The sequence below is a fragment of the Ketobacter sp. genome, assembly GCF_003671495.1.
Classification (GTDB): domain Bacteria; phylum Pseudomonadota; class Gammaproteobacteria; order Pseudomonadales; family Ketobacteraceae; genus Ketobacter.
Map to the genome: position 1 here is coordinate 315,355 of NZ_RCHN01000015.1, position 25,193 is coordinate 340,547.

Annotated in this window: 28 protein-coding genes and 1 pseudogene; 8 read left to right on the top strand and 21 right to left on the bottom strand. The window is 57.3% G+C overall.

Annotated elements, in window-relative coordinates; all coding sequences use genetic code 11:
* Positions 1–57 precede the first annotated feature (57 nt).
* Positions 58–333 carry a PilZ domain-containing protein gene (locus D9N14_RS07730; RefSeq protein ID WP_290578712.1) on the bottom strand — a complete coding sequence of 92 codons (276 nt, stop codon included), beginning with the start codon at positions 331–333 and terminating at the stop codon, positions 58–60.
* A 135-nt stretch (positions 334–468) separates the two neighbouring features.
* On the opposite strand from D9N14_RS07730, the gene D9N14_RS07735 reads away from it, so the two are divergent.
* Complete coding sequence (locus D9N14_RS07735; RefSeq protein ID WP_290578714.1) at positions 469–1,428, top strand: oxidoreductase; 960 nt, start codon at positions 469–471, stop codon at positions 1,426–1,428.
* Between the two features lie 10 nt (positions 1,429–1,438).
* On the opposite strand, the gene D9N14_RS07740 is transcribed toward D9N14_RS07735, so the two are convergent.
* From D9N14_RS07740 to D9N14_RS07780, 9 genes and pseudogenes are all read right to left on the bottom strand, one after another.
* Entirely contained in the window at positions 1,439–1,834 is a 396-nt protein-coding gene (locus D9N14_RS07740) for an NINE protein (protein WP_290578716.1), read from the bottom strand.
* 88 nt (positions 1,835–1,922) lie between these two features.
* Positions 1,923–4,469 (bottom strand): CHASE domain-containing protein, encoded by a 2,547-nt coding sequence (locus D9N14_RS07745; protein ID WP_290578718.1) that lies wholly within the window; start codon positions 4,467–4,469, stop codon positions 1,923–1,925.
* A gap of 120 nt (positions 4,470–4,589) precedes the next feature.
* The gene (locus D9N14_RS07750; protein ID WP_290578720.1) at positions 4,590–5,069 is read right to left on the bottom strand and encodes a peptidylprolyl isomerase; all 480 of its coding nucleotides are present in this window, start codon (positions 5,067–5,069) and stop codon (positions 4,590–4,592) included.
* 54 nt (positions 5,070–5,123) lie between these two features.
* Complete coding sequence (locus tag D9N14_RS07755) at positions 5,124–5,975, bottom strand: 23S rRNA (adenine(2030)-N(6))-methyltransferase RlmJ (RefSeq protein ID WP_290578722.1); 852 nt, start codon at positions 5,973–5,975, stop codon at positions 5,124–5,126.
* Positions 5,976–5,988: 13 nt separating this feature from the next.
* Positions 5,989–6,603: pseudogene (locus D9N14_RS07760) on the bottom strand (GNAT family N-acetyltransferase).
* A 149-nt stretch (positions 6,604–6,752) separates the two neighbouring features.
* Positions 6,753–6,935, bottom strand: coding sequence for a hypothetical protein (locus D9N14_RS07765; RefSeq protein WP_290578723.1), 183 nt, complete (start codon positions 6,933–6,935; stop codon positions 6,753–6,755).
* 138 nt (positions 6,936–7,073) lie between these two features.
* Positions 7,074–7,955, bottom strand: a complete 882-nt coding sequence (locus D9N14_RS07770) for a Dyp-type peroxidase (RefSeq protein WP_290578725.1) — start codon at positions 7,953–7,955, stop codon at positions 7,074–7,076.
* Positions 7,956–8,130: 175 nt separating this feature from the next.
* Entirely contained in the window at positions 8,131–9,984 is a 1,854-nt protein-coding gene (gene ilvD / locus D9N14_RS07775; protein ID WP_290578727.1) for a dihydroxy-acid dehydratase, read from the bottom strand.
* Between the two features lie 84 nt (positions 9,985–10,068).
* Complete coding sequence (locus tag D9N14_RS07780; protein ID WP_290578729.1) at positions 10,069–10,701, bottom strand: TetR family transcriptional regulator; 633 nt, start codon at positions 10,699–10,701, stop codon at positions 10,069–10,071.
* A gap of 171 nt (positions 10,702–10,872) precedes the next feature.
* On the opposite strand from D9N14_RS07780, the gene D9N14_RS07785 reads away from it, so the two are divergent.
* Both D9N14_RS07785 and D9N14_RS07790 read left to right on the top strand, forming a co-directional pair.
* Positions 10,873–11,967, top strand: a complete 1,095-nt coding sequence (locus tag D9N14_RS07785) for an SDR family oxidoreductase (RefSeq protein ID WP_290578731.1) — start codon at positions 10,873–10,875, stop codon at positions 11,965–11,967.
* Between the two features lie 43 nt (positions 11,968–12,010).
* Complete coding sequence (locus D9N14_RS07790; RefSeq protein WP_290578733.1) at positions 12,011–12,982, top strand: SDR family NAD(P)-dependent oxidoreductase; 972 nt, start codon at positions 12,011–12,013, stop codon at positions 12,980–12,982.
* 53 nt (positions 12,983–13,035) lie between these two features.
* Here D9N14_RS07790 and D9N14_RS07795 read toward each other — a convergent pair whose 3' ends face one another.
* The 3 genes from D9N14_RS07795 to D9N14_RS07805 form a co-directional block, all read right to left on the bottom strand.
* Positions 13,036–13,656, bottom strand: coding sequence for an FMN-binding negative transcriptional regulator (locus D9N14_RS07795; RefSeq protein WP_290578735.1), 621 nt, complete (start codon positions 13,654–13,656; stop codon positions 13,036–13,038).
* 124 nt (positions 13,657–13,780) lie between these two features.
* Positions 13,781–13,903 carry a hypothetical protein gene (locus D9N14_RS07800; protein WP_290578737.1) on the bottom strand — a complete coding sequence of 41 codons (123 nt, stop codon included), beginning with the start codon at positions 13,901–13,903 and terminating at the stop codon, positions 13,781–13,783.
* A gap of 143 nt (positions 13,904–14,046) precedes the next feature.
* Positions 14,047–14,817, bottom strand: coding sequence for a 3-hydroxyacyl-CoA dehydrogenase (locus D9N14_RS07805; RefSeq protein ID WP_290578739.1), 771 nt, complete (start codon positions 14,815–14,817; stop codon positions 14,047–14,049).
* Between the two features lie 244 nt (positions 14,818–15,061).
* On the opposite strand from D9N14_RS07805, the gene D9N14_RS07810 reads away from it, so the two are divergent.
* From D9N14_RS07810 to D9N14_RS07820, 3 genes are read left to right on the top strand one after another with little or no spacing between them, the layout of a single operon-like run.
* Complete coding sequence (locus tag D9N14_RS07810) at positions 15,062–16,039, top strand: NADPH:quinone oxidoreductase family protein (protein WP_290578741.1); 978 nt, start codon at positions 15,062–15,064, stop codon at positions 16,037–16,039.
* Positions 16,040–16,085: 46 nt separating this feature from the next.
* Entirely contained in the window at positions 16,086–16,706 is a 621-nt protein-coding gene (locus tag D9N14_RS07815) for an acyl-CoA thioesterase (RefSeq protein WP_290578743.1), read from the top strand.
* Entirely contained in the window at positions 16,703–17,473 is a 771-nt protein-coding gene (locus D9N14_RS07820) for an enoyl-CoA hydratase (RefSeq protein ID WP_290578745.1), read from the top strand. Before D9N14_RS07815 ends, D9N14_RS07820 begins: the two co-directional genes overlap by 4 nt.
* A gap of 102 nt (positions 17,474–17,575) precedes the next feature.
* On the opposite strand, the gene D9N14_RS07825 is transcribed toward D9N14_RS07820, so the two are convergent.
* Positions 17,576–18,166 carry a YceI family protein gene (locus tag D9N14_RS07825; protein ID WP_290578747.1) on the bottom strand — a complete coding sequence of 197 codons (591 nt, stop codon included), beginning with the start codon at positions 18,164–18,166 and terminating at the stop codon, positions 17,576–17,578.
* A 17-nt stretch (positions 18,167–18,183) separates the two neighbouring features.
* Entirely contained in the window at positions 18,184–18,732 is a 549-nt protein-coding gene (locus D9N14_RS07830; RefSeq protein WP_290578749.1) for a cytochrome b, read from the bottom strand.
* A 267-nt stretch (positions 18,733–18,999) separates the two neighbouring features.
* On the opposite strand from D9N14_RS07830, the gene D9N14_RS07835 reads away from it, so the two are divergent.
* Positions 19,000–19,230: a hypothetical protein gene (locus D9N14_RS07835; RefSeq protein ID WP_290578751.1), complete on the top strand. Its 231-nt coding sequence runs from the start codon at positions 19,000–19,002 to the stop codon at positions 19,228–19,230.
* A gap of 45 nt (positions 19,231–19,275) precedes the next feature.
* Here the strand turns inward: D9N14_RS07835 and D9N14_RS07840 are convergent, their stop codons facing one another.
* Positions 19,276–20,430, bottom strand: coding sequence for an iron-sulfur cluster-binding domain-containing protein (locus D9N14_RS07840; RefSeq protein WP_290578753.1), 1,155 nt, complete (start codon positions 20,428–20,430; stop codon positions 19,276–19,278).
* A 139-nt stretch (positions 20,431–20,569) separates the two neighbouring features.
* Here D9N14_RS07840 and D9N14_RS07845 point away from each other — a divergent pair, with 139 nt between their 5' ends.
* The gene (locus D9N14_RS07845; protein WP_290578755.1) at positions 20,570–20,905 is read left to right on the top strand and encodes a pentapeptide repeat-containing protein; all 336 of its coding nucleotides are present in this window, start codon (positions 20,570–20,572) and stop codon (positions 20,903–20,905) included.
* Between the two features lie 10 nt (positions 20,906–20,915).
* On the opposite strand, the gene D9N14_RS07850 is transcribed toward D9N14_RS07845, so the two are convergent.
* The 5 genes from D9N14_RS07850 to D9N14_RS07870 all read right to left on the bottom strand — a co-directional run bounded on the left by D9N14_RS07850 (position 20,916) and on the right by D9N14_RS07870 (position 25,192).
* Positions 20,916–21,230, bottom strand: a complete 315-nt coding sequence (locus tag D9N14_RS07850) for a hypothetical protein (protein ID WP_290578757.1) — start codon at positions 21,228–21,230, stop codon at positions 20,916–20,918.
* A complete protein-coding gene (prfC, locus tag D9N14_RS07855; RefSeq protein WP_290578759.1) occupies positions 21,230–22,816 on the bottom strand; it encodes a peptide chain release factor 3 in 1,587 nt (528 codons plus the stop codon). Before prfC ends, D9N14_RS07850 begins: the two co-directional genes overlap by 1 nt.
* A 161-nt stretch (positions 22,817–22,977) precedes the next feature.
* Entirely contained in the window at positions 22,978–23,811 is an 834-nt protein-coding gene (locus D9N14_RS07860) for a mechanosensitive ion channel family protein (protein WP_290578761.1), read from the bottom strand.
* A gap of 69 nt (positions 23,812–23,880) precedes the next feature.
* Positions 23,881–24,342 (bottom strand): ribosomal protein S18-alanine N-acetyltransferase, encoded by a 462-nt coding sequence (rimI, locus tag D9N14_RS07865; protein ID WP_290578763.1) that lies wholly within the window; start codon positions 24,340–24,342, stop codon positions 23,881–23,883.
* Positions 24,343–24,355: 13 nt separating this feature from the next.
* On the bottom strand, positions 24,356–25,192 hold the full coding sequence (locus tag D9N14_RS07870; RefSeq protein ID WP_290578765.1) for a hypothetical protein: 837 nt from the start codon (positions 25,190–25,192) through the stop codon (positions 24,356–24,358).
* Between the last annotated feature and the right edge of the window lies 1 nt (position 25,193).

The window sequence follows — 25,193 nt, forward strand, 5'->3', positions numbered from 1 at the left end:
GCCCACCGGGCCCGGCGGAGCTGATAACCTAGCGTGTGAAGTGGATTATGACAACCCCTATTTTGTGTCTGACAGGAAGCGCAAACCGATGCCCTCCTCCACCATTCGCACCACCTCCAGGGTGACAATGGGGGCGTCATCCATCAGGCCCTGAACCTGACCCTTCAGTACTGTACCCACCGGTGGAACTTCCTGCTCCTGGGGGTCCATCACAAGGAACACCCCACCATCTGAAATATCCTTGGTGTACACGGTCATGGGTGCGATGGTGTCGCTCCAGATTTTGAAGCGGCAGCGCAATGCAGTGCGCAGATAGCGTCGCTGATTAGCCATAAATCCCCGATACCCGACATGATCGTTCTTAACAGTGTAGCAAGCTTGACGAATCTGCAGTGCAATCGCATTGAAAGCGCAGCGAATCTCTTGCTAGCATCGTGACTTCAATCCCAATAAACAGAGCGGCCCATCATGTCCAATAAAAACAAATGGTCAGAGGACAACATACCAAACCAGGCCGGAAAACGCTTCCTGATCACCGGAGCCAACAGCGGCATCGGCCTGGCGGCAGCCAAAGTGCTGGCGGCCAAAGGCGCCCACGTAATCCTGGCCTGCCGTAACGAAACCAAAGCCCTGCAGGCCATGGCCACCATCCGCCAGGCCCATCCCAAGGCCTCACTCCAGTTCCTGGCACTGGATCTGGGCAGCCTGGATTCGGTGCGCGCCATGGCGCAGGATTTCCTGGAGCAATACGATCGCCTGGACGGGCTGATCAACAATGCCGGGGTGATGTGGTTGCCCAAAGGCACGACCCGGGACGGCTTTGAGTCCCAGATCGGGATCAATCATTTCGGCCATTTTGCCCTCACCGGGCTGCTGCTGCCCGCGTTGTTGAAACAACCGGGTTCCCGCATTGTCACCGTCAGCAGCATTGCCCATCGGGCAGGTAACCTGAACTTTGACGACCTGTTTTTTGAGCGGCGCGCTTACGGTAAGCACAAGGCCTATGGCCAGAGCAAACTGGCGAACCTGGTGTTCGCCCGGGAATTGGAACGCCGCCTGAATCGGGCCGGCACCCAAACCATTTCCGTGGCGGTTCATCCCGGCGTTTCCAACACCAGCCTGGGGCAGTATCGCACAGAGACTCCCACCTCCCGCATCGTTTCCAGCCTGGCTCACTTGTTGACACCGGTGTTGGGCCAGAGCGCCCTCAAAGGGGCTTTACCCACCTTGTATGCCGCTACTGCCGACGCAGTGCAGGGGGGCGACTATATCGGCCCCGATGGCTTTTATGAAGCGTTCGGATCACCTGCACCCGCCGCCTCCACCCGCCGTTCCCGCAACCCGGAAATCGCCCGCACGCTGTGGGAGGTTTCAGAACAGCTGACCGGGGTGGTCTACCCCTTTGAATCGCAGCAGGCGGTGGCCTGAGCCGGCTGCTTCAGGGCAGCCGGTTCACTTCATCAATCTGGCCGTTCAAAGTCCAGTAGTCGTACAGGTAACCCACCAGGAACAGGCCGCCAGTCAACAGATAGATAAGCCCGGTGATCCATTTACCCATATAAAAGCGGTGAATGCCGAACACTCCCAGGAAGGTCAATAGAATCCAGCTGACCGTGTAATCCACTTTGCCCGCGGTATATTTGCGATCCGCCGCCCGGTCCATGCCGGGAATCAGGAACAGGTCGATGATCCAGCCAATGAACAACAGGCCAAGGGTGAAGAACCAGATGGTGCCGGTGATGGGTTTACCGTAATAAAAACGGTGGGATCCCAGGAACCCGAAAATCCAGAGAATATAGCCGATCACTTTTGAATGCGTACTTGCCTGTTCCATATCTTCCCCCGGGAACGCGTGTTGAGCGGAATACGATACGAAAGTTGGATCACGCTGTCTATGATCTCACGACCGATGATCTCAGGGTCTATGAAGCGATGGGGGGCGGCAATGGTTCAGTCAACGCCGGCAAATACACAGTGAAGGTACTGCCCTGTCCATGGACGCTCTCCGCCCAGATCCGCCCCCCCAATAATTGCGCCAGTCGGTCACTGATCACCAAGCCCAGGCCGGTGCCCTGTATATTGAACTGGCGTGCTTCCTTCATGCGCACGAACTCCTTGAACAGGGTACGCAATTCCGCTTCGGGAATGCCAATGCCGGTATCATTCACCTGCAGCACCAGCTCATGCCGATCCTCATGATAGGCAAGCGTCACACTGACGCCGCCCTGCTGGGTGTACTTCACGGCATTGGAGACGAGGTTGTTGAGGATCTGAATCAGCTTGTCCTTGTCAGTCCAGAACAGCAGCCTTTCCCCGGGCATGTTTACCGTAAACTCCAACCCTTTGGCTTTGGCGGAAGGGGCCAGCACCTGCAACTGCACATCCAGCAGCTTGCCAATATCGTACTGCCCCCAATCCACTTCCATGCGCCCGGCTTCCACCTTTGACAGATCCAGAATGTCATTGATCAGCGACAGCAGGTGGTGGGCATTGCGTCGCACTGTGCCCAGGGCATCCGTGTCCCGTTCCGACAAGTTCTCGGACGCTCCCTTGATGACCCGTTCGGTAAAGCCGATGATGGAATTGAGCGGCGTGCGCAGCTCATGGGACATGCTGGCCAGGAACTCCGACTTGGCCCGGTTGGCGGCCTCCAGTTGTCCCATCAGGCTGGATTGCTCGGTAATGTCGAACACCGACACCAGCACCGACAACCGGTCCTCATAGGGCAACGGTTGCAACGCGATGTCCAGCACCAGCTCGCGGCCGTCTTTTCTGATGCCACGCAAATCGCTGCGGGTACTCATTTTGCGGGAGTGAGGGTCGTTGGAGTAGTTGAGCACAAAACCATGATGTCGGGCCCTGACCTCCTCGGGAATCAATGCCGCGATCGACTGGCCCAGCAACTCGTCCGGCGCATATCCGAACACGTCATAGAGCGCCTTGTTGGCCAACTGTATGGTCTGGTCCTCACCCACCAGCATCAACCCGCAGGGTGCCGAATCAAACAGGGTGGTGAAACGCTTTTCCGACTCCACCTGCTCGGTGATGTCGATGGCACTGCACAGGTAACATTCGTCGTCGGACTCACCGGGTGCCTGCTCCAGGTGGTTGCGGTTCACCACAAACCAGCGAATACCCTCTTCGGTTTCGATATCCAGCTGCCCCACATAGGCCAGGCGTGTCTCCTGGCTGGTGAGACGGCTTTGATTTTCGACCCGGGATACGAAACGTCGCAGCAACGGGCTCATGGTCACCCCGTCCGCCCCGAACAGCGATCGGGTAAACGGGTTCACCCGCAGTAAACGCCCGGAGGATTGGCTCTTCACCAGCAAAACCAGTTGCAGGCTGTCGATCACCGAGTTGGCGAAACGACGCTCTTTCTCCACCGCATCCTTGGTGGCATTCAGCTCCTCCGTGCGCTCCGCGGCCAATTGCTCCGCTTTCTGCTTGATAAAGTGCAGCGACAGGATGACGTAGAACAACAGCACATCAATGATGATTCCCCCGGCGGCCACATAGCGGGGCAGATCCTCCTGCATACCGTCACTGAAGCCATCGGAAGGGGTCACCCGCAAGGTCCAGGGGCGGCCCTGCAACTCAATTTGGCGCACCAGAACCAGCTCCGACTCCGCCACCGGCTTTATGCCCCCACGGCTGGAATACAGCAGCTGATCCGGTGCCACCCCTTCGCCGTCATAGATCTCATAGTCCAGTTTGAAACTGGCACTGCCCACCACCCCCGCCATCAGGTCGCCGGCCCGGAACGCGGCATACAGCCAGGCTTGAAACCGGGATTCCCGCTCCGCCTCGGTTGCCGGTGTATTCCTGGTTTTATAGACCGGCAGGTAGGTCAGAAATCCGCTCTGCACATCGCGGTCGGTCTCCTGCACCAGGCGAATTTTGCCGGAGGTGGATGCATGACCGGTGCGACGGGCCCGATCCATGGCCAGGCGCCGGACTTCGTTGGAATACATGTCGTAACCGAAGGCCCGTCGATTACGCCAGTCGAAGGGCTCCAGATAGACGATGGAGGAGTAAATCGCCCGCTCACCGGCGGGTTTGATGTGATAGTCGGGAAAGCCCTGCGCCTGCACCTCAGCCTCATGCGCCGCGACCTGGTCGGGCTGCAACGGGATGCTGAAACCAATACCCTGAATTCCGGGCCAGTACTCATCCAGGTGCAGGTTCCGAACGTAAGTGGCGAACTCCTCGCGACTCAGCTCTTCCGATGCGTACACCATGGCGACGGTGGAACGCAGCACCTGCTCGTAGACACTGAGGTGGTTCTGGATCGCTTTCTCCAGCTCTTCCACACTGAAGCGAAAGCGGTCGCTTAAACGCTCTTCAATAACGTGGGAGGAAACGACGTACGCCCCCACGGTGACAATCAGTGACAGCACCAGCACAAGCCAGGCCGTGTAGGCGTTATGGATAAAGCTGGCTGCAGCATACCAGCGACGAATCGGCATCGGACGCATCCTTTCTAGAACTTCCTGATCACGGCGAATCGATCTGCAGTGACTCACCTACTAAGCTTAGCTCAGCTCCGGAAGATTGCATTCCCTTGCAATCCGATTGAAAACAGTTACTTAGTGATGATGCCCGCCCACGCCGTGGGCATGGCCGTGGGCCTTTTCGTCCTCTGTGGCGGGGCGCAACCCCACTATCTGCACATCAAACGTGAGGGTCTTGCCCGCCAGGGGGTGGTTCAGATCACAATCGGCATTGAATTTTCCCACCTTCACCACCGTGACCTGGCGCTGGCCCTGTTCGGTTTGCACCCAGGCCGTCATGCCCGGGCGCCACTTCTTCGCACCCTGCATGTGCTTCAGGGGAATGCGCTGGGTGGCACCGTCCTTGCGCTCGCCATAGGCTTCCGCCGGCTCGATGGTGACGCTGAAACTGTCCCCTTCCTGCTTGCCGGCCATGGCCTTTTCCAACCCCGGGATGATGTTCTGATGGCCGTGGAGATACGCCATCGGCTCCCCACCCTGCGTACTTTCCAGCTCATTGCCCGCTTCGCTCAAGGTGTAATGAAACTGGACAACTGTATCGTTAGTGATGCTCATAACCGTGTTTCCTGTTGAGGTGTTACTTCTGAATCATTGTGTGCCCGGGAGGGCTTATTCGGACTTTTCCTGAATCGACCACTCGGCCCCGTCATCCTGCGCCAGCAGCTGGGTCAGGGCCGGCAGTCCCTGCTCCAGTTGCGTCCGCAACGTCCAGGGCGGGTTGATCACAAACATTCCACTGCCGAACATACCATGACCCTGGGGTGGACGGCTGACCGCCATCTGCACGTCCAGCCAACGGGTGCAGGGCAGCTTTTGCAACTGTTCGGAAAAGCGCTGGGCAGACACCGAGTTGATCAACGGATACCACACCAGATACTGCCCGGTGGCAAACCGCTTCAGGCATTCGTTCATGGCGGTAAGGACTTTGTTGTAGTCACTCTTGATCTCGTAGGACGGGTCCATCAGCACCAGGCCGCGCCGGCTCTCCGGTGGCAGTAACCCTTTCACCGCCACAAACCCGTCCCCTTCCAGCACCTTGACCCGATGATCCCGCGCAAACAGCTTCACCAGCGCCACCAGATCGGAACCGTGCAGTTCGATCAAGCGCAGCCGGTCGTCCGGGCGCAGCAGCCCGGCAGCCAACGCCGGTGAGCCGGGATACTGTAGCAATGTGCCTTTATTCTGGCCCCGCTTATTTTGATTCTGCACCTGTGCCAGATACAGGTTGAGGCTCTCCGGCAGGTCAGTCGCCTCCCACAGGCGCGCGATTCCGGCGTCCGCTTCTGCGGTCTTACGGGCATAGGCGTCTTTCAGGGAGTACTGCCCGCTCCCGGCATGGGTGTCGATATAAAAGAAGGGTTTGTCCTTCTGCTTCAGGTATTCCAGGCACAACACCAGCACCCAGTGTTTCAGGACATCCCCGTGATTACCGGCGTGAAACCCGTGGCGATAACTCAACATAGAGCACAATTCCTCATTGATCTTTCCTCTGTCTATCCCGCACCCAGAAGCGCATGGTTTTCGCGGTATCCTCCGTCTGCCCCAGATCCAGCCAGGAATACTGGCACTCCAGATCCGGGCGGCACTGATAACCGCGCTTGTTCCAGAACAGATCATGGGGCCGATACTGGGCAGGGCGCAGCGGATGATCCATGGGTCTGACCACGGCACAAAACGTGGTGATGGCATAACCCAGTTCAGCGGCCACCCGCTCCCGCTCATCAAAAAAGCGATGGCCGATGCCGGTGCCGCGATATTCCGGCAACAATACCGACTCGCCGAAATAGTAGAGGCTTGCTAAGTCCTCCCCTCCGTCCTGGATGGGCTTCTGAAACGGTTTTTGGAAGGCGCTGTCCGCGTCCCGCATTGGCAGACCGGTGGAGGCTCCCACCACCCGTGCACCATCCAATGCCAGCACCAGCACACTCCGGTCCGAGGCTTGATAACGCTACAGGTAGCGTTGCTCATAAGCCACATCACCATCGTATAAATAGGGAAACTCGCGGAACACCTGGATGCGCAGCGCCGCCACCGGCTCGATCCAGTGGGCGAACTGGTCTCCAGTAACCGTCTTGGTGGTCAGAGACATCGATATACACAAGGCAGGTTGAAGAGGGGGCAGGCTACCACAGGTGCCAATTAATGAAAATCCACCCGGAAGGCTTAATTCGGAGGGGCAGAAACCCTGCGGTGGCGCAGCCCCGCGGTGGGTTTACCCTGAGACCGGCGGCGCTTGGGCTAGGCCGGTACCGCTAGTTTCTCACGCGGCTTGCCGTGCTTCACCAGGGGTTTGGCCTGTAGATCCGCATGAAACCCGCACGCGCAATCAAATGCTGCCTGAGCTTTGATTGCGGAGAGGGTTTTTGGCGTGAGGGAACCACAGGAAGGGCATTTCAGATTGAGCGTCAGTTCTGCTTGCATGCCTGCACCTCTTGGAGCTTATCCGTGCATGTTGTTGTTATGATCTGCATTGATAAAGCTACCAGACAGCAATACATTTGTGAAGAAAAATGTCTACAGCTCAACCCATGCATGCCCCCCGGTTTCAGCCCTGCGCCACTAGATTTTCAACACACTCAGGTTCAGCTTGCCATCGGCCATGGGTGGGCACCAGAAGAACATGCCGGTAATGGGTTGGGTAAAGCGGAACAGTCCATCAGTGATGCCATCCTCCAGCCCCACCATGCGCTTTAGAATATCCTGGAACGCATCAAAGCTTTTGCCAAAACACAGAAACACCAATCCTTCCTGAGTGGCATCGTTCCACGGCATGGAACGACGCAGAATAAAAGCTTCAGGAGAGAAGCTTTCCTGCGCAGCGCGTTTCACGTGGGCCGATTCCGGAGCCTCATCAAACTCCTCATTGTCGGACAGGTGCCGACCGATGATGTTGTCCTGCTCCGCTTGGGGCAACGAATGGAAGTGATTGAGATTGTGAATCCACTGCTGCACGGAGACGAAACTGGATTGATCAAGCCCTTCGATATTGCTGGACACCAGTGCCGCCTGCTCTGCTTTGTCACCTTCAGGGTTTTCGGTACCGTCGATATAACCAGAAAGGTCACGGCTGTCCCGATACATAAAACAATCAACCGCCTCCCGCAGTTCAAAGGCCCCTGCCAACCGTTGCCGGAGATCCCGCGATTGCATCAGTAGCTCGCCACGATCGTCACCCCGCAACCAGATCCAGAGGGACGCGGGCGTCGAGGGAATCTCAACGGCAGCCCCGGACAGTGCCGGCATATCCTGCATGCCTTTGATCTCACATCCCAACTGTGCCAGCAGGCTCGCGCCCAGGCCCACCACCATGGTGTCACCGTCGGCCACCGCCTGCAGTCGCTTCAGCGGCTCCACCGGATCGCTGTCCGGTACGTGGGTGAACATGAGATGCCGGGCCACCTTGGGCACCGGCGACAGAATTCCAGGTTGTGCAGACGACATGATGGCTCCCCCTTTATTGGCCTGTGAACGTTTATAACACAGCCGCTCGATCGCGCAATACCGGCAGCCCCAGCCAATGATCGACATCAAATAAACTTTGGAAAACAAACGGGCCTGGCCATAACGTAAAACGGGGCACCTTAAGCGCCCCGTTTATGACCAGCCACCGCCGCCTTTATTGTTCGATTTGCGACAGATCCCGCACACCACCACGATCGGCACTGGTGGCCAGAGCAGCATAGGCACGCAGGGCGGTACTCACTTTGCGGGGACGATCTTCCAACGGTTTCCAACCGGCTTTGCCTTTGGCGTCCATGGCCGCACGACGCTGGGCCAGCACCTCATCACTCAGCAACACATCGATGCTGCGATTGGGAATATCGATTTTGATCAGATCGCCCTGCTCCACCAGACCGATGGCACCCCCGGAGGCGGCCTCTGGAGAAACATGGCCGATGGACAGGCCGGAGGTGCCCCCCGAGAAACGGCCATCGGTCAACAGGGCGCACTGTTTACCCAGGCCTTTGGATTTGAGGTACGACGTGGGATACAGCATTTCCTGCATGCCGGGGCCACCTTTGGGGCCCTCATAACGGATGACAACCACTTCTCCCGGCTGAACCTCATCCCCCAGAATGCCTTTTACCGCTGCATCCTGGCTTTCAAAAATTCGGGCCGGGCCCTCAAACACCAGGATGCTGTCGTCCACCCCTGCGGTTTTCACCACACACCCGTTCAGGGCAATGTTACCCGTCAGTACCGCCAAGCCGCCCTCTTTGGAATAGGCGTGTTCCAGGGAGCGAATGCAGCCGTTGGCACGGTCGGCGTCCACGGAATCCCAACGGCAATTCTGGCTGAACGCCTGCTGGGTGGGAATGCCCGCAGGGCCGGCGCGGAAGAAGGTATGTACGGCCTCATCGTCGGTCTGGGTAATATCCCATTTCGCCAGGGCTTCTTCCATGGAAGGCGCATGCACCGTGGACACGTCGGTGTGCAACAGCCCAGCCCGGTTCAACTCACCCAGGATGCCCATGATGCCTCCGGCACGGTGCACGTCCTCAATGTGGTATTGCTGGGTGTTGGGTGCCACCTTGCACAGCTGCGGCACTTTGCGAGACAGGCGATCAATGTCCGCCATGCCGAAATCCACTTCCCCTTCCTGGGCCGCGGCCATCAGGTGCAGGATGGTGTTGGTGGAACCGCCCATGGCGATGTCCAGGGTGATGGCGTTTTCGAAGGCTTTTACATTGGCGATGGCGCGGGGCAACACGCTGGCGTCGTCCTGCTCGTAATAGCGCTTGGTGATCTCAACGATACGCCGGCCCGCTTCCAGGAACAGTTGCTCACGATCGGCGTGGGTAGCCAGAGTGGTACCGTTACCGGGCAACGACAAGCCCAGGGCTTCCGTCAGACAGTTCATGGAGTTGGCGGTGAACATGCCGGAGCAGGAGCCGCAGGTGGGGCAGGCACTGCGCTCATACACATCCGCCTGCTCGTCGGTGATGTTGGGGTCCGCCGCCGCCACCATGGCGTCCACCAGATCCAGCTTGATGATCTTGTCGGAGAGTTTGGTCTTGCCGGCTTCCATGGGGCCACCGGAGACAAAAATCACCGGAATATTCAGGCGCAATGCGGCCATCAGCATTCCCGGGGTGATCTTGTCACAGTTGGAAATACACACCAGGGCATCGGCGCAGTGGGCATTGACCATGTATTCCACGGAATCGGCGATGATCTCGCGGGAAGGCAGGCTGTACAGCATGCCATCGTGGCCCATGGCAATGCCGTCATCCACCGCGATGGTGTTGAACTCTTTGGCCACACCGCCGGCTTTCTCAATCTCCCGGCACACTAGCTGGCCCAGATCCTTCAGGTGCACATGGCCAGGCACAAACTGGGTGAAGGAATTGGCCACCGCAATAATGGGTTTCTGGAAATCCTCGTCCTGCATGCCGGTGGCCCGCCACAGGGCTCGGGCGCCCGCCATATTTCGGCCTTGGGTGGAGGTTTTGGAACGATACGCCGGCATGGTGCTCTCCTGCTCTACTGTCTTTGTGGAAGCAAATTTTCAGGCCGCATAGGATAGCAGGAAGCGCCCGCCCGCAACAGGGATTCAGCCGTTCAAGGCGCGACTGCCCAGCACCATCATCAGCATCTGACGCTCCAGCATGGCCAGTCGTTGCTCCCGCTTTTCCTTGCCCATATCCAGGACATTCAACACATAGGTGATCAACAACGAAAAAATCGCATCGGATTCAACTTCATAGCGGCTCTTGCCCAGGCCCCGCCGAACCGCGGCGTCGCTCATGTCCGAAGCCATTTCCCGGCGCATAATGGACAATTCCCGGCGAATGATGCGGCGATACTCAGGGTTGGGGTTAAACCACTGTAAAATCAACAACCTGAGCACCGGCTCAAAATGCGCCACTGCTTTACCGAACTGCTGCAACAGAGTTTTCAGAGCCACTTCCGCTTCCTGATTCATGATCTCCTTACGGGCGCCCCGGGCCGCCGCCCGCAACCGCAGCAGCGACTCATCCACCAGCGCCAGGCCCAGCTCATCCATATCCGCAAAATGGTTGTAAAGAGAGGGAGCCGCCATACCGGCCGCCCGCGCCACTTCTCTCAGGCCCAGTGCATCCGGTGAACGGCCTTCCTCCACCAACTGCAGTGCTGCCCCCAGAATACGCCTGCGAGTGGCCTCTTTACGATCGGAACGGGTGTTTTTGGAGACACTTTCGGACATTCAATGCACTCATCACTTCAACATACAGTCGTTAGTTTATACTTGGAAACAGAGAATCACAATTTAATCCTATCCCCCTATTGACTTACTATCAGGCCTGATTTAGCTTAACTAACACTTGTTAGTCTTATTGTTGTTGTCGCTATTTTTTTGCTTTGAGGGAATGCCAGAATGGAATATCTCGTAACCGGTGCCACCGGCTTCATTGGACGATTTGTAGTGGAAGAGCTGCTCAAGCAACCCGGCAGCGTAGTGCACGCCCTGGTACGCAAGGGCTCGGAAGACAAACTGGAACGGATTCGCCAATCCCTTGGTGCCGACCACCAGCAACTGCAGGCTCTGGTCGGCGACCTGACCCAACCCAACCTGGGCATTGCTGCCACCGACCTGGCGCAACTGAAGGGCCGCATCAGCCACCTTTATCACCTGGGTGCCATCTATGACCTGAGCGTCGATGCCGAAACCCAGAAGCAGGCCAATGTGGAAGGCACCCGCCACGCCCTGCAGGCGGCAGAGGCCCTCGCGGTGGAATGCTTCCAGCATGTCAGCTCCATTGCCGTGGCCGGCAGCTACGATGGTTTGTTCACTGAAGCCATGTTCGAAGAGGGCACCGGGTTCAACAACCCTTACTTCCTCACCAAGCACCTGGCGGAGAAATGTGTGCGGGAGGAATCCAAAGTACCGTTTCGCATCTACCGCCCGTCGGTGGTGGTGGGCCACTCCAAAACCGGTGAAATGGATAAGATCGACGGCCCCTATTTCATCATCCGCTTGATGGAAGAGATGGATCGCTGGCTGCCGGAGTGGTTGCCTCTGCCCGGGGTGGAGTGCGGCAAGCTCAACATCGTGCCGGTGGATTTTGTGGCCCAGGCCATTGTGCACATTGCCCACCAGCCTGACCTTGAGGACCAGGTGTTCAACATCACCGACAACAAATACTACTCCGTGGCAGACCTGTTTGACATGATCTCCGGCGTGTCTGGCCTGCCCACCTTTCGCTGGAAGTTCTCCAACCGGTTAACGGACCGGACCACCCATTTCATCGTGCCCAAGCTGTCCCGTTTCTGGCCCATGCGCAAGATGATGGAGAGCATGGACATCGCCCCGGCTGCTCTGAACTACGTGGTGTATAACACCACCTTTGATAACAGCAATGCCGCACGCGCGTTGCAGGGTTCCGAGATCAGCCCACCGGACCTGGAACAGTACCTGCCCCAGTTGTGGCAATACTGGAAACACAGCTTGTCCCCCCTGAACAATCCATAACATTGGGACACCCCATAACCTTAATCGAGAAGAGTTCATCACAATGCCCAATCCCAAAGCCGACAAAGTGTATTTTCGCAAACCCAAACTGAAACCTTACCTGGATCGCGCACGGGACCATTGGACATGGAATGCCAAAAGTGTCTTTAAACAAAAACAGGCCCTGCAACAACGGGTGCAGGGCAAAACCGTACTGCTGACCGGCGCCAGCTCCGGCATCGGTGCCCAGGTGGCTGAACAGGTGGCCGCCGCTGGTGCCAGCGTGCTGTTGGTGGCCCGCTCACGGGACAAGCTGGAAACCATTGCCGAGCAGATTCAAAAGCAAGGTGGCAACGCCTTTGTGTATACAGCGGACCTGTCTGACGGTGATGCAGTGGATGCCCTGTGCCAAAAGGTGATCCAGGCGCACGGCGGCGTGGATATCCTGATCAACAATGCCGGCCGCTCCATTCGACGCTCCATCAAGTTCAGCTTCGACCGGTTCCACGACTACGAACGCACCATGCAGTTGAACTATTTTGGTTCCATCCGCATGGCCATGAATCTGCTGCCGGGTATGCTGGAGCGGGGCGATGGCCACATCATCAATGTGTCCACCGTCGGTGTGCAGGCGAGTCCGGCCCGATTCTCGGCCTACCTGGGTTCAAAATGGGCTTTGGAGGGTTGGAGCTGGGTGGCGGCCAACGAGCTGGCCCACACCGGAGTGACCGTATCCACCATCAATTATCCGTTGGTGCGCACACCGATGATCGCACCCACCAAGATCTACGACTACACCCCGGCCATGTCGCCGGAAAAAGCCGTGAACTGGATGCTGGACATCATCATCACCCGCAACAAACGCAAGGTGGGCCCGCTGGGGCTGGGGGCGCTGGCCATGTATTACATGCTGCCCAAGACATCGGAAACCATCGTCAATGCCAGCTATCAGGTGGTGTACGAGGCTCCCCCTGCCCCCAAGCCGACGCAAGTGACGTCGCCAACCCAACACTCGGCCAAGGAAAAGACAGCGTAAGTTATCAGAGGCGTTGATGATCCGCGTCACCGATGGGGCCGCAGCTGGCCCCGTCAGCTGCGTTTGATTTCCTTGCGCATCAGTGCGGCCAGCTCCTGCTGCTGGGTGTCCGGTTTGGCGGACAGCTTTTGCACCACTCCCACCCGATCCATCTTGCTGCGGTTCTGGCTGAGTTTGGCTTTGCCTTCCAGTTTGTGGATTTTGATGCGAAAGAACACCAGCGCCTTCATCATCACCGCCAGCACAGACGGCTCCAATTCGGCCAGCGTCCAACCTTCGCCGTAACGCTCTTCATTGTTCTCACTGAGCCGCTCCAGCACCCACAGGGATTCCGCCTCGGTTTTGATCAGCTCAGCTTTACCGCTGACCTGAACCGTCACAAAGTTCCAGGTGGGAACCCCATTGGGCTGGCTATACCAACGGGGCGAGACATAACCATGAGGGCCATCGAAACACACCACCAGATCGTCAGCCATGATCGTGCTTTGCCAATGACCGTTATCCCGGGCCATGTGCCCCAACAACTCCCCTTTCTCCCGATCCAGCAGGAACGGATAGGAGTTCACTTCCAGACGGCCGCGCTGACAGGTGGCAAGCTTGCCGAAGCTCCAATGTTCAATCCAGTCGAACAGCAATTCCTGATCCGTCACGGAAAACGACTTAGGCGTATACATCTTTGTTCCTTTCATGAGCGCCGGGAAGGACGCATAGAATCGCCGGGCTCATCAGTGCCAGTGACAACCCGCCGTAAGAATAGTCTGGAATCCAGTCAATCGCCATCACCCCTGGGCCGGGAACTCAAAGGCCCCCGATCTCGCAGACGTCGTTGCCCAGCCACAACGCCAGATCACAGGTGGTACAGCCACCCAGGGCAACGCTGGTAGCCAGCAGAAGCAGAACCATCCATTTTTTGTTATTCATATGCTGAGGTTTCCTATACACCATTGACCAAGTAGACCGCGTACTTTGGCCATACTACTACTGTGCCTGCCTCTCTACCACCAGGGCACAAAAAAGCCCGCTGCAGGAGCGGGCTTTTCGGCTATCAAACCTTGTGGGTTCGATCAGCGGGGCGCCATACGGATTGAGCCGTCCAGACGCACAACTTCGCCATTGAAGAAACCGTTCTCCACCATCTGGCAGGCCAGCTGGCCGTACTCCGGGGGATTACCCAGGCGTTTCGGGAACTGGGTCATTTCGATCAATGGCAGCTTCACCGCATCGGGTGCAGCGTTCATCAATGGGGTATTGAAGATACCGGGAGCGATCACGTTGACACGGATGCCATAGGTGGACAGGTCACGGGCGATCGGCAGAGTCATGCCCACAACACCACCTTTGGAAGCGGAATAGGCAACCTGGCCCACCTGGCCGTCAAATGCCGCCACAGACGCGGTGTTGATGATCACGCCACGCTCGCCGTCTTCGGTAACCGGATCGTTCTTGGCCATGGCTTCCGCGGCCAGACGGGTCACGTTGAAGGTACCCACCAGGTTGACGGCGATGACTTTCTGGAAAATCTCCAGGGAGTGAGGGCCTTTGCTGCCGTAGGTCTTCATGGCGGAACCGATACCGGCACAGTTCACAGCCACATGCAGGGCACCGAACGCTGCCAGCACGTTGGCGATGGCCCCTTTAACAGACGCTTCGTCTGCCACGTTCACGCTCTCATACCGGCAGTTGTCGCCCAGCTCAGCAGCCACGGCATTGCCCATCTCTTCATTCAGGTCGAAAATCACAACCTTGGCACCTTTGGCCAGGAAGGCTTCGGTGGTGGCACGTCCCAGACCGGAAGCACCGCCGGTTACCACGGCAACCTTATCTTTCAGATCCATGTTCAGTCCTCTTTAAGTAAGTGACTTATCGTTGCGATAAAGGGGTATGACTATGGGGTCGAGAGTATACACAGGGCAATATCAACACGCTACTGGCCAAAACTGACAGTTAATTAGCCTTTTCAGTCAGTGATGGCACTACTCATTGACTTCAAAATTAAGGACTGCGTACCCTTCCCTGCCATGCCCAGGAAACAGCCTGTCCATAACCCATAAAGAACCAACCAAAATAGGGAAACGACTCATGAAAGCGGTACTGTGCAAAGAATACGGACCAGCGGAAAAGCTGGTGGTGGAAGAGGTCCCCGCCCCCACTGTGGACGCCCACAGTGTCTTGATCGAAGTTAAGGCGGCAGGCATCAATTTTCCCGATACCCTGATCATTGAAAACAAATACCAGTTCAAGCCGCCGCTGCCGTTTATCCCCGGCACCGAAGTGGCGGGCCTGGTGAAGGCCGTGGGGGACAAGGTGGCCCACGTCAAGCCCGGTGACAAGGTCATGGGCTTCGCGTTTGTGGGCGGCTACGCCGAACAGATGCTGGTCCCCGGCGCCAGTTGCTTTCCCATGCCGGACACCTTCAGCTTTGAAGAGGCTGCCGCCTTCACCATGATCTATGGCACCTCTTATTATGCGCTGAAGCAGCGGGGCCAGTTACAGGCGGGAGAAACCCTGTTGGTGCTGGGAGCGTCCGGCGGCGTCGGCATGGCGGCCGTGGAATTGGGCAAACTGATGGGGGCCACCGTCATTGCCGCCGGTGGCAACCTTGACAAGCTGGCGGTGTGTAAAGCCCACGGCGCCGATCACATCGTCAATTATAACGACGAGGACTGGAAGGATCAGGTGAAACAATTGACCGGCGGCAACGGTGCTGACGTCATCTATGATGCGGTAGGCGGGGAATACACCAAAACCGCCCTGCGCTGCATCAACTGGGGTGGCCGCCTGCTGATCGTCGGTTTCGCCAGCGGTGACATCCCGCAACTGGCCGCCAACCTGACCCTGCTCAAGAGCAGCTCCGTGGTGGGGGTATTCTGGGGCGCATCGCTGACCAAGGAAGCCGACGCCAACCAGGAGAACTTCCGGGAGCTGTTCAAGTGGTCCATGGAGGGTAAAATCAAGCCTCATGTGTGCGCCACTTTCCCGCTGGAACAGGTGGCCGATGCCATGAATCTCATACTGCAACGGAAGGCGGTTGGTAAAGTCGTGCTGACAACGGATTGATTCGAAGTCTGCACTGAACCCAAACCCAACGAATGTAGGTAGTATCATGTGGTTTATATTCCGGTTTATCGTTGCACTGTATATTCAGAAGATTAAGCCGTCCCGGCATCTGTTGGACTGGGTATTCGTACCCTATCGCTGCATGCCCTGGGATCTGGATGCCAACATTCACATGAACAACGTGAAATACCTGAAATACCTGGAACGGGGCCGGGTGGAACACATGATCCACACCCCCTGGCTGACGGAAATGACCAGCCGGGGCTTTAAAGCCCTGATCGCCAACACCGAGATCAGCTACGTGAAGGAGATCAAGCCGTTTCAGCGTTTCAAGGCGGAAACCCGCATCAGCAGCTGGGATGAAAAATACATCTACATGGAGCAGCTGTTCACCTACCGCAAGACCGTGTTTACCGCCGCCGTCATCCGCATGGCCATGGTAAGCACCAAAACCGGCCAACGGATCTCGCCCCTGCAGGCCTTTGCCGAGATTCTGCCGGGTGTCACGCCGCCACAGCTGCCCGGCAGCGCCCAGCATTTAAACCTGCTGGTACAGGCACAACGGGCTGAGACCCAGGCTATTGCTGCCTCCCATGCAGACGTGGATGATAACCCCAACCAAAACGACAAAAGCGTAAAAGAGAAGACTCAGGAACCCAGCTTATGACCGATCAAGTAATCACCGAGATCCAGGACAACATCATTATCATTCGCCTGAACCGGGCCGACAAAAAAAACGCCCTCACCGGGGCGATGTACACCGGGATTTCCGACGCACTGGATCAACTTGAACAAGACGCCAACCTGCGGGTGGGAGTGATCACCGGCACCCAGGATTGCTTTACCGCCGGCAACGACCTGGTGGACTTTCTCAACAGCTCGGGCATCGGCGGCGAATCCCCGGTGGGCCGTTTTTTGCGCACCATCCCCCATCTCAGCAAGCCCCTGGTGGCAGCGGTGAACGGTCCGGCAGTGGGCGTGGGCACCACCATGCTGATGCATTGCGATCTGGTATACGCGGCCCCGGGCGCCAAATTCCAGATGCCGTTTGCCAGTTTGGGGCTGTGCCCGGAGGCGGGCTCCAGCCTGCTGTTCCCACAATTGGTCGGCTACCGTAAAGCCGCTGAGTTGCTGATGCTGTGCAAACTGTTCACCCCGGATGAAGCTGTAGCCCTGGGCATCGTCAACGAGATCCTGCCAGCGGAAGAATATCAGGCCTATGCCCTGGCCAAAGCGGCGGAGCTGGCCAAGTTACCGCCCCGCTCCATTCGCGTCACCAAACAGCTGTTGCGCCAAGGCAATGAAGCGCAACTGAAGGCCATCATGAAGCTGGAAGAGAATTACTTCACGGAAATGCTGGCCGGCGCAGAAGCCAAGGAAGCCTTCAGTGCTTTCCTGGAAAAGCGCAAGCCGGACTTTTCCCAATTCAGCTAACGTTGCAATGGGATCACCGCAGACCCACTGCACAAAAAAAAGGGCCCGGCGCGACAGCACCGGGCCCTGCTTTGTTATACGGATCAGGTTATGGGGATCGATTTACTGCTTGATGCCTTCCACCGAGATGTAAATGTTCACCACCTCTGACGCCGGCCCCAGGTTGTAATCAATTCCGAAATCTTTCAGCTTAAGCTGGGTGGTGGCCTCAAAGCCCTGTCGATAGCCACCCCAGGGGTCTTTACCGCCGCCAATGTAGGTGGCATCCAGAGTGATGGGTTTGGTAATGCCCTTGAGGGTGAAATCGCCAGTGATCTTAGCGGTATTGTCCCCGGTTTTTTCAATCTTGGTACTGACGAAACCGGCCTTGGGGAATTTCGCCACATCAAAAAAGTCTTTGCCCCGAAGGTGCTTGTCCCGTTCGGCGTGATTGGAATCCACACTGGCCACATCAATATCCACTTTAACACTGGATTTTTCCACGTTGGCCTCGTCCAGCACAAACTCGCCTTCGAACGTATTGAAGCGACCCAGCAACCAGCTGAACCCCAGGTGTTGAATCTTGAATTGGATAAAGGCATGACTGCCTTTGGTATCCATTTTGTAGGTGTCTGCCGCCTGCACCAGCCCGGACGTGAGCAGTGCAGCGCCGATCACCGCCATACTGAAGGCGTAGCCCATTTTCGTTTTCATAGTGTGCTCCTTATTGGTCATTGACCTTTGATGGTTAACATTCGGATAAGAGTTCGATCGCGATCGACAAAATGGTGTTTCAGGGCAGCTGCGGCATGAACGACTGCCAACCCGATCAGCCCCCAGGCGCCCCACAAGTGCCAACGCCCCACCATGTCAGTCTGATTCGGGGCAAGCTCCAGCAGCGCAGGCAGCAGACTAAGCTCAAACACCATGAGCGGCTTGCCTTCAGCCGTCACGATAAAATAGCCGGTGACGGGCAGCAGGATCAGCAAGGCCAGCATCGTTGCGTGCACCAGGCGCGCCGCCGCCCCCTGCCACCGTTTTTCTGCCAATGGCGCCGGAGGCCCACTGAGAACGCGCCACACCAGCCTGAACAGGGACAGCAACGCCAGCACCACCCCCAGGGATTTGTGCCACTCAGGCAACTCGTGATAGAGGGGATCGTAATAGGACAAGCCCACCATATACAGCCCCACACCAAACAAGAGGATGGTCAACAGAGCAGACAGCCAGTGCAGCAACACACTGACCAGCCCGTATCCCGATTCACTGTTTGCTAACACCCTTGCCCGCCCCTTTAATCAACCGCCTTAGGGGGTTGGACAGCCCTAAATGCGAATGGTTCTATTTACGTGAGATAGGATTTTAACCCAAGAAGATCAACCATTTAGTTACGCAACCTCACTGCAACAAAATTGAATTGGTATTTTGTCACAATGACTTTGATTTTAATTCGGTAGAAAACATTTCCTCAGAATGGAGAATGAAGAGCGTTGAATACATCTGACGTGAGCATACCCAACGTGAGCCTACCTCAAAGGGAACGCACCATGAACATTCGCTCCATAAGCGCAAGCTGGGTCATCGCCCTGTGTCTGTTGGGCATTTTCAGTATGCTGAAACAGCCTGCTGTAAGCGATGGCGATGAGGAAGCCGTCATCCGGATGCAGGAAGAGCAGACTGCCGAGCCGCAAGAGCACATCAGCGAGCTGGACGCCGCCAGCAGGCCCGTTGAAGACCGGGACCAACCGGTAATGGGATACCTGTTCACGCAACTGTAGCCGCTATAAAAGTCCCGCACCCCAGACCCGCCTCACCCGTTACGTTCAGGTATTCGGCAGCTTCACCACCAACGATTCCGTCGGATAGGCAACACAGCCCAGCACATAACCGCTTTTAGCGTCGTCAATGCTCAGGGAATTGGGTTCATCCATCACCACCATGCCCGACTTCACTCGAATCTTGCAGGTCTGGCAGTTGCCCACCGTACACTTCTGCGGAATATTCACCCCATTACGGCGGGCGGTTTCCAGAATGGTTTCCACCTGCTTTTGTCGCACCCGCACGGTATTGCCCAGTACAGTGGACGGTAAGAAGGTAATCGAGCGCGGCCGCAACTCGTCCGATAACAAGCGGGCGGGTGGCGAGCTGAAGGTTTCAATCTGAATGCGGGAGTCGGCAATACCCGCCGCATGAAAAGCCTCTGTGCACTTGCTTACCAACCCATAGGGACCGCAGATATAGAACAGGGCACTGGCCGGGTCCGACAGGCGGGACAGGATCTTGTCACCGTTCAGCCGGCGATAGGGGTCATGTCCGTCACCGGCTTTGCGGGTGAACTGAAAACGGATGGAGAAACCCGGGTGATCTTTTTCCAGGCGTAACAACTGGCGGTGGAAAATCGCCTGCTCCTGATTGCGGCAGGCATAGATCAACTGGATTTCCGCCATGGGATTTTTGCCCAACAGATCTTTAATCAAAGAATACAGGGGCACGATACCGGCACCGCCGGCCACCATCACATAGCGCTGGTCCTCCGGATGAGTGCGGGGCAACACGAAATCGCCCATGGGGTCGTCAATATAGATCCGGTCGCCCACCCGCAGGGAACTGTAAAAATAGGACGACACCCGGCCATGGAAAATGCGCTGGGCCGTGACGGCATAGCGATTTTCATCGGGCGCACTGGAAAAGGAGTAACAACGCTGAAACAAGGTGGGGCCGATGGGCAGCGTCACCGTCACGCACTGGCCGGATTTGTAGGTGAGGCGATAGCCTTCCGTCAGCTCAAATTCCACGGTCACCGCGCGGGTGGTTTCCCGGCGGACATCGGTGACCACCGCTTCGTAGGCATTTTCCAGTAGGGTGGAGCTGCTGCGGGGAGTGGCTTCCTGACGCCGGGGCAGCGGCAACGCACGACTGACCCGTTGCAGGATACGCACGGGGAGCGCCTGGTTAAGTGTTTTAGAAATCCGGTTCACAACGAATCCTGGGCGAGCAAGACAACCAACTATGCGCATTAAATCATAATCCGCCCCTTCATTACTATGAGGTCAATCAGGAAACCGCAGGCAAAACACCGGGTCTTTGGCTATATATAAAAAGAAAGGAAGGAAATATATGGCTTACGATCCCAACGACCCACTCTATAAAATGCTGTTGGATGAAGACATCGAGGCATTCAACCGGGCCCGTCAGGCGGGGAAGACCGTCGACCTCCAGGGCGCCCATTTTCGGGGCATCGACCTGCGCAACATGAATGCAGATGGTTTAAATATGCAGGATACCTACATGCGCGGGGCCGACCTGCGGGGCGTGGACCTGCGCAATACCCAACTGGAGGGTGCCAGCATCTGTGAGGCGAAGATTTCCGGCTGTTACTTCCCCAAGGAACTCTCCGCCGACGAAATCCGCCTGTCCCAGGAGAAAGGCACCCGCCTGCGCTATCAACGCTAGGCTGCCCGCCCTACTCTTCCCAGAACCGACGTAACTGGAAGGCACAGTAACCCAGGGCAAACAGCACGTTGACCATCATGCTGGTGCGTACGGTGGTGGATAACTGTTGCGGAGTCATGACGTCTTTACCCAGGTGGGAGTCGGTGAGCCCCCACAGGGACAGGGCCACCATCACCCCGGCAATCACAAACACCCCGGCAATCATGCCGACAAAGGCCTTGCCCCGATTCAACCACTGGCGAATGGCCGCGTATTCAATAAACCCGTTGAGGGCGCTGCACAGCACCCAGGTCAACAGTAACGAGCCAACCAGATACCCGGCCATCAGTGCTCCCGCGTTTCCTTGAATTTAACGTCTGGCCAGCGCTCCATGGTCAACTCCAGGTTGACCCGGGTGGGCGCCAGATAGGTGAGGTAGCCACCCCCATCAATGGCCAGGTTGCCATGGCACTTCTTCTTGAAGTCTTCCAACATCTTGTGATCGTCACAATAGACCCAGCGGGCCGTCGCCACATTAATGTTGTCGTAGGAACACTCCACCTTGTATTCGTCTTTCAGGCGATAGGCCACCACATCAAACTGTAGCACACCCACTGCACCCACGATGATGTCGTTGTTACGCAAGGGCATGAACACCTGGGTGGCACCCTCTTCCGATAACTGGGTGATGCCTTTCTGCAGTTGTTTGCTCTTCAGGGGATCTTTCAACTGCACCCGGCGGAACAGCTCCGGCGCAAAATGGGGAATACCCTGGAAGTTCATGGCTTCGCCGCTGGTGAAGGTATCCCCGATCTGGATGGTGCCGTGATTGTGCAGGCCGATGATGTCGCCGGGCCAGGCATCCTCCAGATGTTCGCGCTCACCGGCCCGGAAGGTCAGGGCGTCAGAAATGCGCACATCCTTACCCAGGCGCACGTGACGCATCTTCATGCCTTTTTCATAATGGCCGGAACACACCCGCATGAAGGCAATCCGGTCCCGGTGTTTGGGGTCCATGTTCGCCTGGATTTTGAAGACAAAACCGGTGAAATTCTCATCCTGGGCCTCCACCTTGCGGGTGTCCGTCTCCCGGGGTTGAGGGCTGGGTGCCCATTCCACCAGGCCATCCAGCAGATGATCCACACCAAAGTTGCCCAGGGCGGTTCCAAAGAACACCGGGGTCAGTTTGCCATCGCGAAACGCCTGCAGGTCGAACTCATGACTGGCTCCCTGCACCAGCTCCAGCTCATCCCGCAGATCGCCGGCCAGGTCGCCCACTGCGGCGTCCAGCTCCGGGTTGTCCAGGCCTTTGATGGCCCGTACTTCCTGAATGGTGTGGCCCTGCCCGGTGCGGTACAGGTAAGTGGTATCCTGATAAATGTTGTACACCCCCTTGAACAGCTTGCCCATGCCAATGGGCCAGGTGATCGGGGCACAGTTGATGTTGAGGATACTCTCGATCTCATCCAGCAGCTCAATGGGGTCGCGGATGTCGCGGTCCATTTTGTTGATGAACGACAGAATGGGCGTATCCCGCAGCCGACAGACTTCCATCAGTTTGATGGTACGGGGCTCGACACCCTTGGCGCCGTCGATCACCATCAGCGCGGAATCCACGGCGGTCAGCGTACGATAGGTGTCTTCGGAAAAGTCCTCGTGCCCGGGGGTGTCCAGCAGATTGACGGTGCATTTCTTATAGGGAAACTGCATCACCGAGGTGGTCACCGAGATGCCCCGCTCCTTTTCCATTTCCATCCAGTCGGAGGTGGCATGCCGGTCGGAACCGCGCCCTTTTACCGTCCCGGCCACCTGAATCTGATTGCCGTAGAGCAGCAGCTTCTCGGTCATGGTGGTTTTACCCGCGTCCGGGTGGGAGATGATGGCAAAGGTGCGTCTGCCATTGATTTCTTTAAGAAAATTACTGTCTGCCATACTTGATTCCGCTGGGAGCGCGACAGGGCGCGCACCGAAAAGCCTGCTCAATGAATACGGGGCGCATTATAGCGGCTCATACCCGCCAATAACACACTGCCGGCTGCACCCCAGGGTGAAAACCGGCAGTGGATTGATACGGGCTGGAAAACAGCGGTGTATCAGGATTTTGGTTGAAACAGATGCACATCCCGCTGTGGGAATGGAATGCTGACCTTGGCTTTATCTAGGGCCGGTTTGACCCGTTTGTTGAGATCGAAAAACACCGGCCAGTAGTCCTCGTTCTTCACCCAGGCGCGCACGGTAAGGTCTATGGAACTGTCCCCATATCCGGTGACACCGATAAATGGCTTCGGTTCCTGCAGCACCCGGGGTTCCTCCGCGATCATCGCCAACAGGGCCGCTTCGGCATCCTCAAAGCGGTTGTGATAACTGATGCCCACAGACAGCTCCACCCGCCGGGTGGGGTCCATGGTGTAGTTCACCAGATTGCCATTGGCGAGCGGACCGTTGGGCAGGATCACGTGTTTGCTGTCCATGGTGCGCAGGAAGGTATAGAAAATATCGATGGACTCCACAAAACCTTCCTCTCCGTTGGTTTTGATGTAATCCCCCACCTTGTAGGGTTTGAAGAACAGAATCAGCACCCCGCCGGCAAAGTTGGTGAGACTGCCCTGCAACGCCAGACCGATGGCCAGACCGGCAGCACCCAGCATGGCGATGAATGACGTAGTCTGGACGCCGATCATGGAAATCACCGAGATCAGCAAACAGGCCTTCAGCACCAGACTTAAAATGGTGGTTAACCAACGGCGCAACGATACGTCCAGCTGGCGTTTTTCCAACAGGAAACCAATGCCCCGGCTGAGCATATTGATCAGCCACAGCCCCACAAACAGCGTAATGATCGCCAGGATCAACTTGGGCGCATACAGCACCACCATCTCCATGGCCTTGTCCATTAGGGACTGAACATCGAACTTTTCCAGATCCATGATTTGTGCCTCTTGTTGTCGATTAACGCTATGATCGTCTGAATCACCGGTTCGTTTTGAACCGCTGGCTTACTTTGAACCGCTCCCCACCACACCGAGATCCCGCCGATACACCAAAGCGTCCTCTCTGGTGTCCCCTGCCGGATAATACTGTTTGCGCCGCCCTACCCGCAGGAAGCCGTTGCGCTCGTACAGCCGGATGGCAGCCTCGTTGCTGACACGTACTTCCAAAAACGCCGCCTCAGCACCCAGATCCTTGGCGGCGGCCAGCCCATGTTCCAGCAGGCGCCGACCAAGGCCCCGACCTTGCTGATCGGGATCAACACACACATTCAATACGTGGGATTCCCCCGCTGCCACAAACAGGATGATATACCCCAGCAGGGTGTCGTGATCGTGGATACAGTAACACAGATGGCCGTTGCGCAAACTGTCCACGAACATGCCTTCTGTCCATGGCCAGGGATAGGCCCGCTGCTCAATATCCATAACCTTGGGTAAATGGCGAAAACTGAGCAAGCTGATGGGCATGGTCATCCTGAGACTAGGGTTGAGGATTCCGAAGATCGGCCAGGAACGGGAATATCTGGCGCCAGGCTTCTGCTTTCAGACGCCAGTCGCTTTGCATCTCCCGCAGGGAATAGGTAATCAAAGTGTCGTCGTTGCCTTCGGCCGTGAGCGCAAACCTTGCACCCGGTTGGGCGTCCACCAGCAGCGACGGGGCGCGCAACCCCAGGAACACACTTTTACTGACCACCGGGGCGCTGGCCACAAAACCCAGCAGCCCTTCGCGGGCAGCCTGTTGATCGGCGGCGATGCGGGGGTTATCCACCAGGGGCCAACGATAGAGTTTGGCACCAAACTGGTCCAGCGCGCCGGGGCAATCCAGCACTCCCAGAAGATCTGCAACCATCCGGTGCTCTACCGCCGACAACCCCGGAGCATCCGCCTGCGCCAGTTCAACAAACAAGCGGAAGCGCTGCGGCAGGGTGATCACCGCCAGGGCGAAACGCTGGGCTTTTGCCTGCGGCTTGGGGACCGGTTTGGGGGCCCGCTCCTGTTCCAGTTGCAGCTTGCTGACATCCAGCTGCGGCACTTCTGCAGCGGCATCCGTATTTGCCGCGCTCGCTACGGTCGGCCCAGTGACTGGTGGGGGTGCAGGTTGAGAGGGCGCTGGAGATTGAAGCTGAGCCGGCTGCACTTGGGTACCCGGTGTCGACACCCGATCGGCAACCGCATCAACCGCCTCCGTGGCGGACACCCCCCAGATCTGCTCCGCCGACAACTCCGGCAGGGCAGTGGCCCCGACCAGGGGTTGCTGGCAGCCATATTGGGTGATACCCAATGCGTGGAGATACGCCAGGCGTTCGCTTTCCAGCATC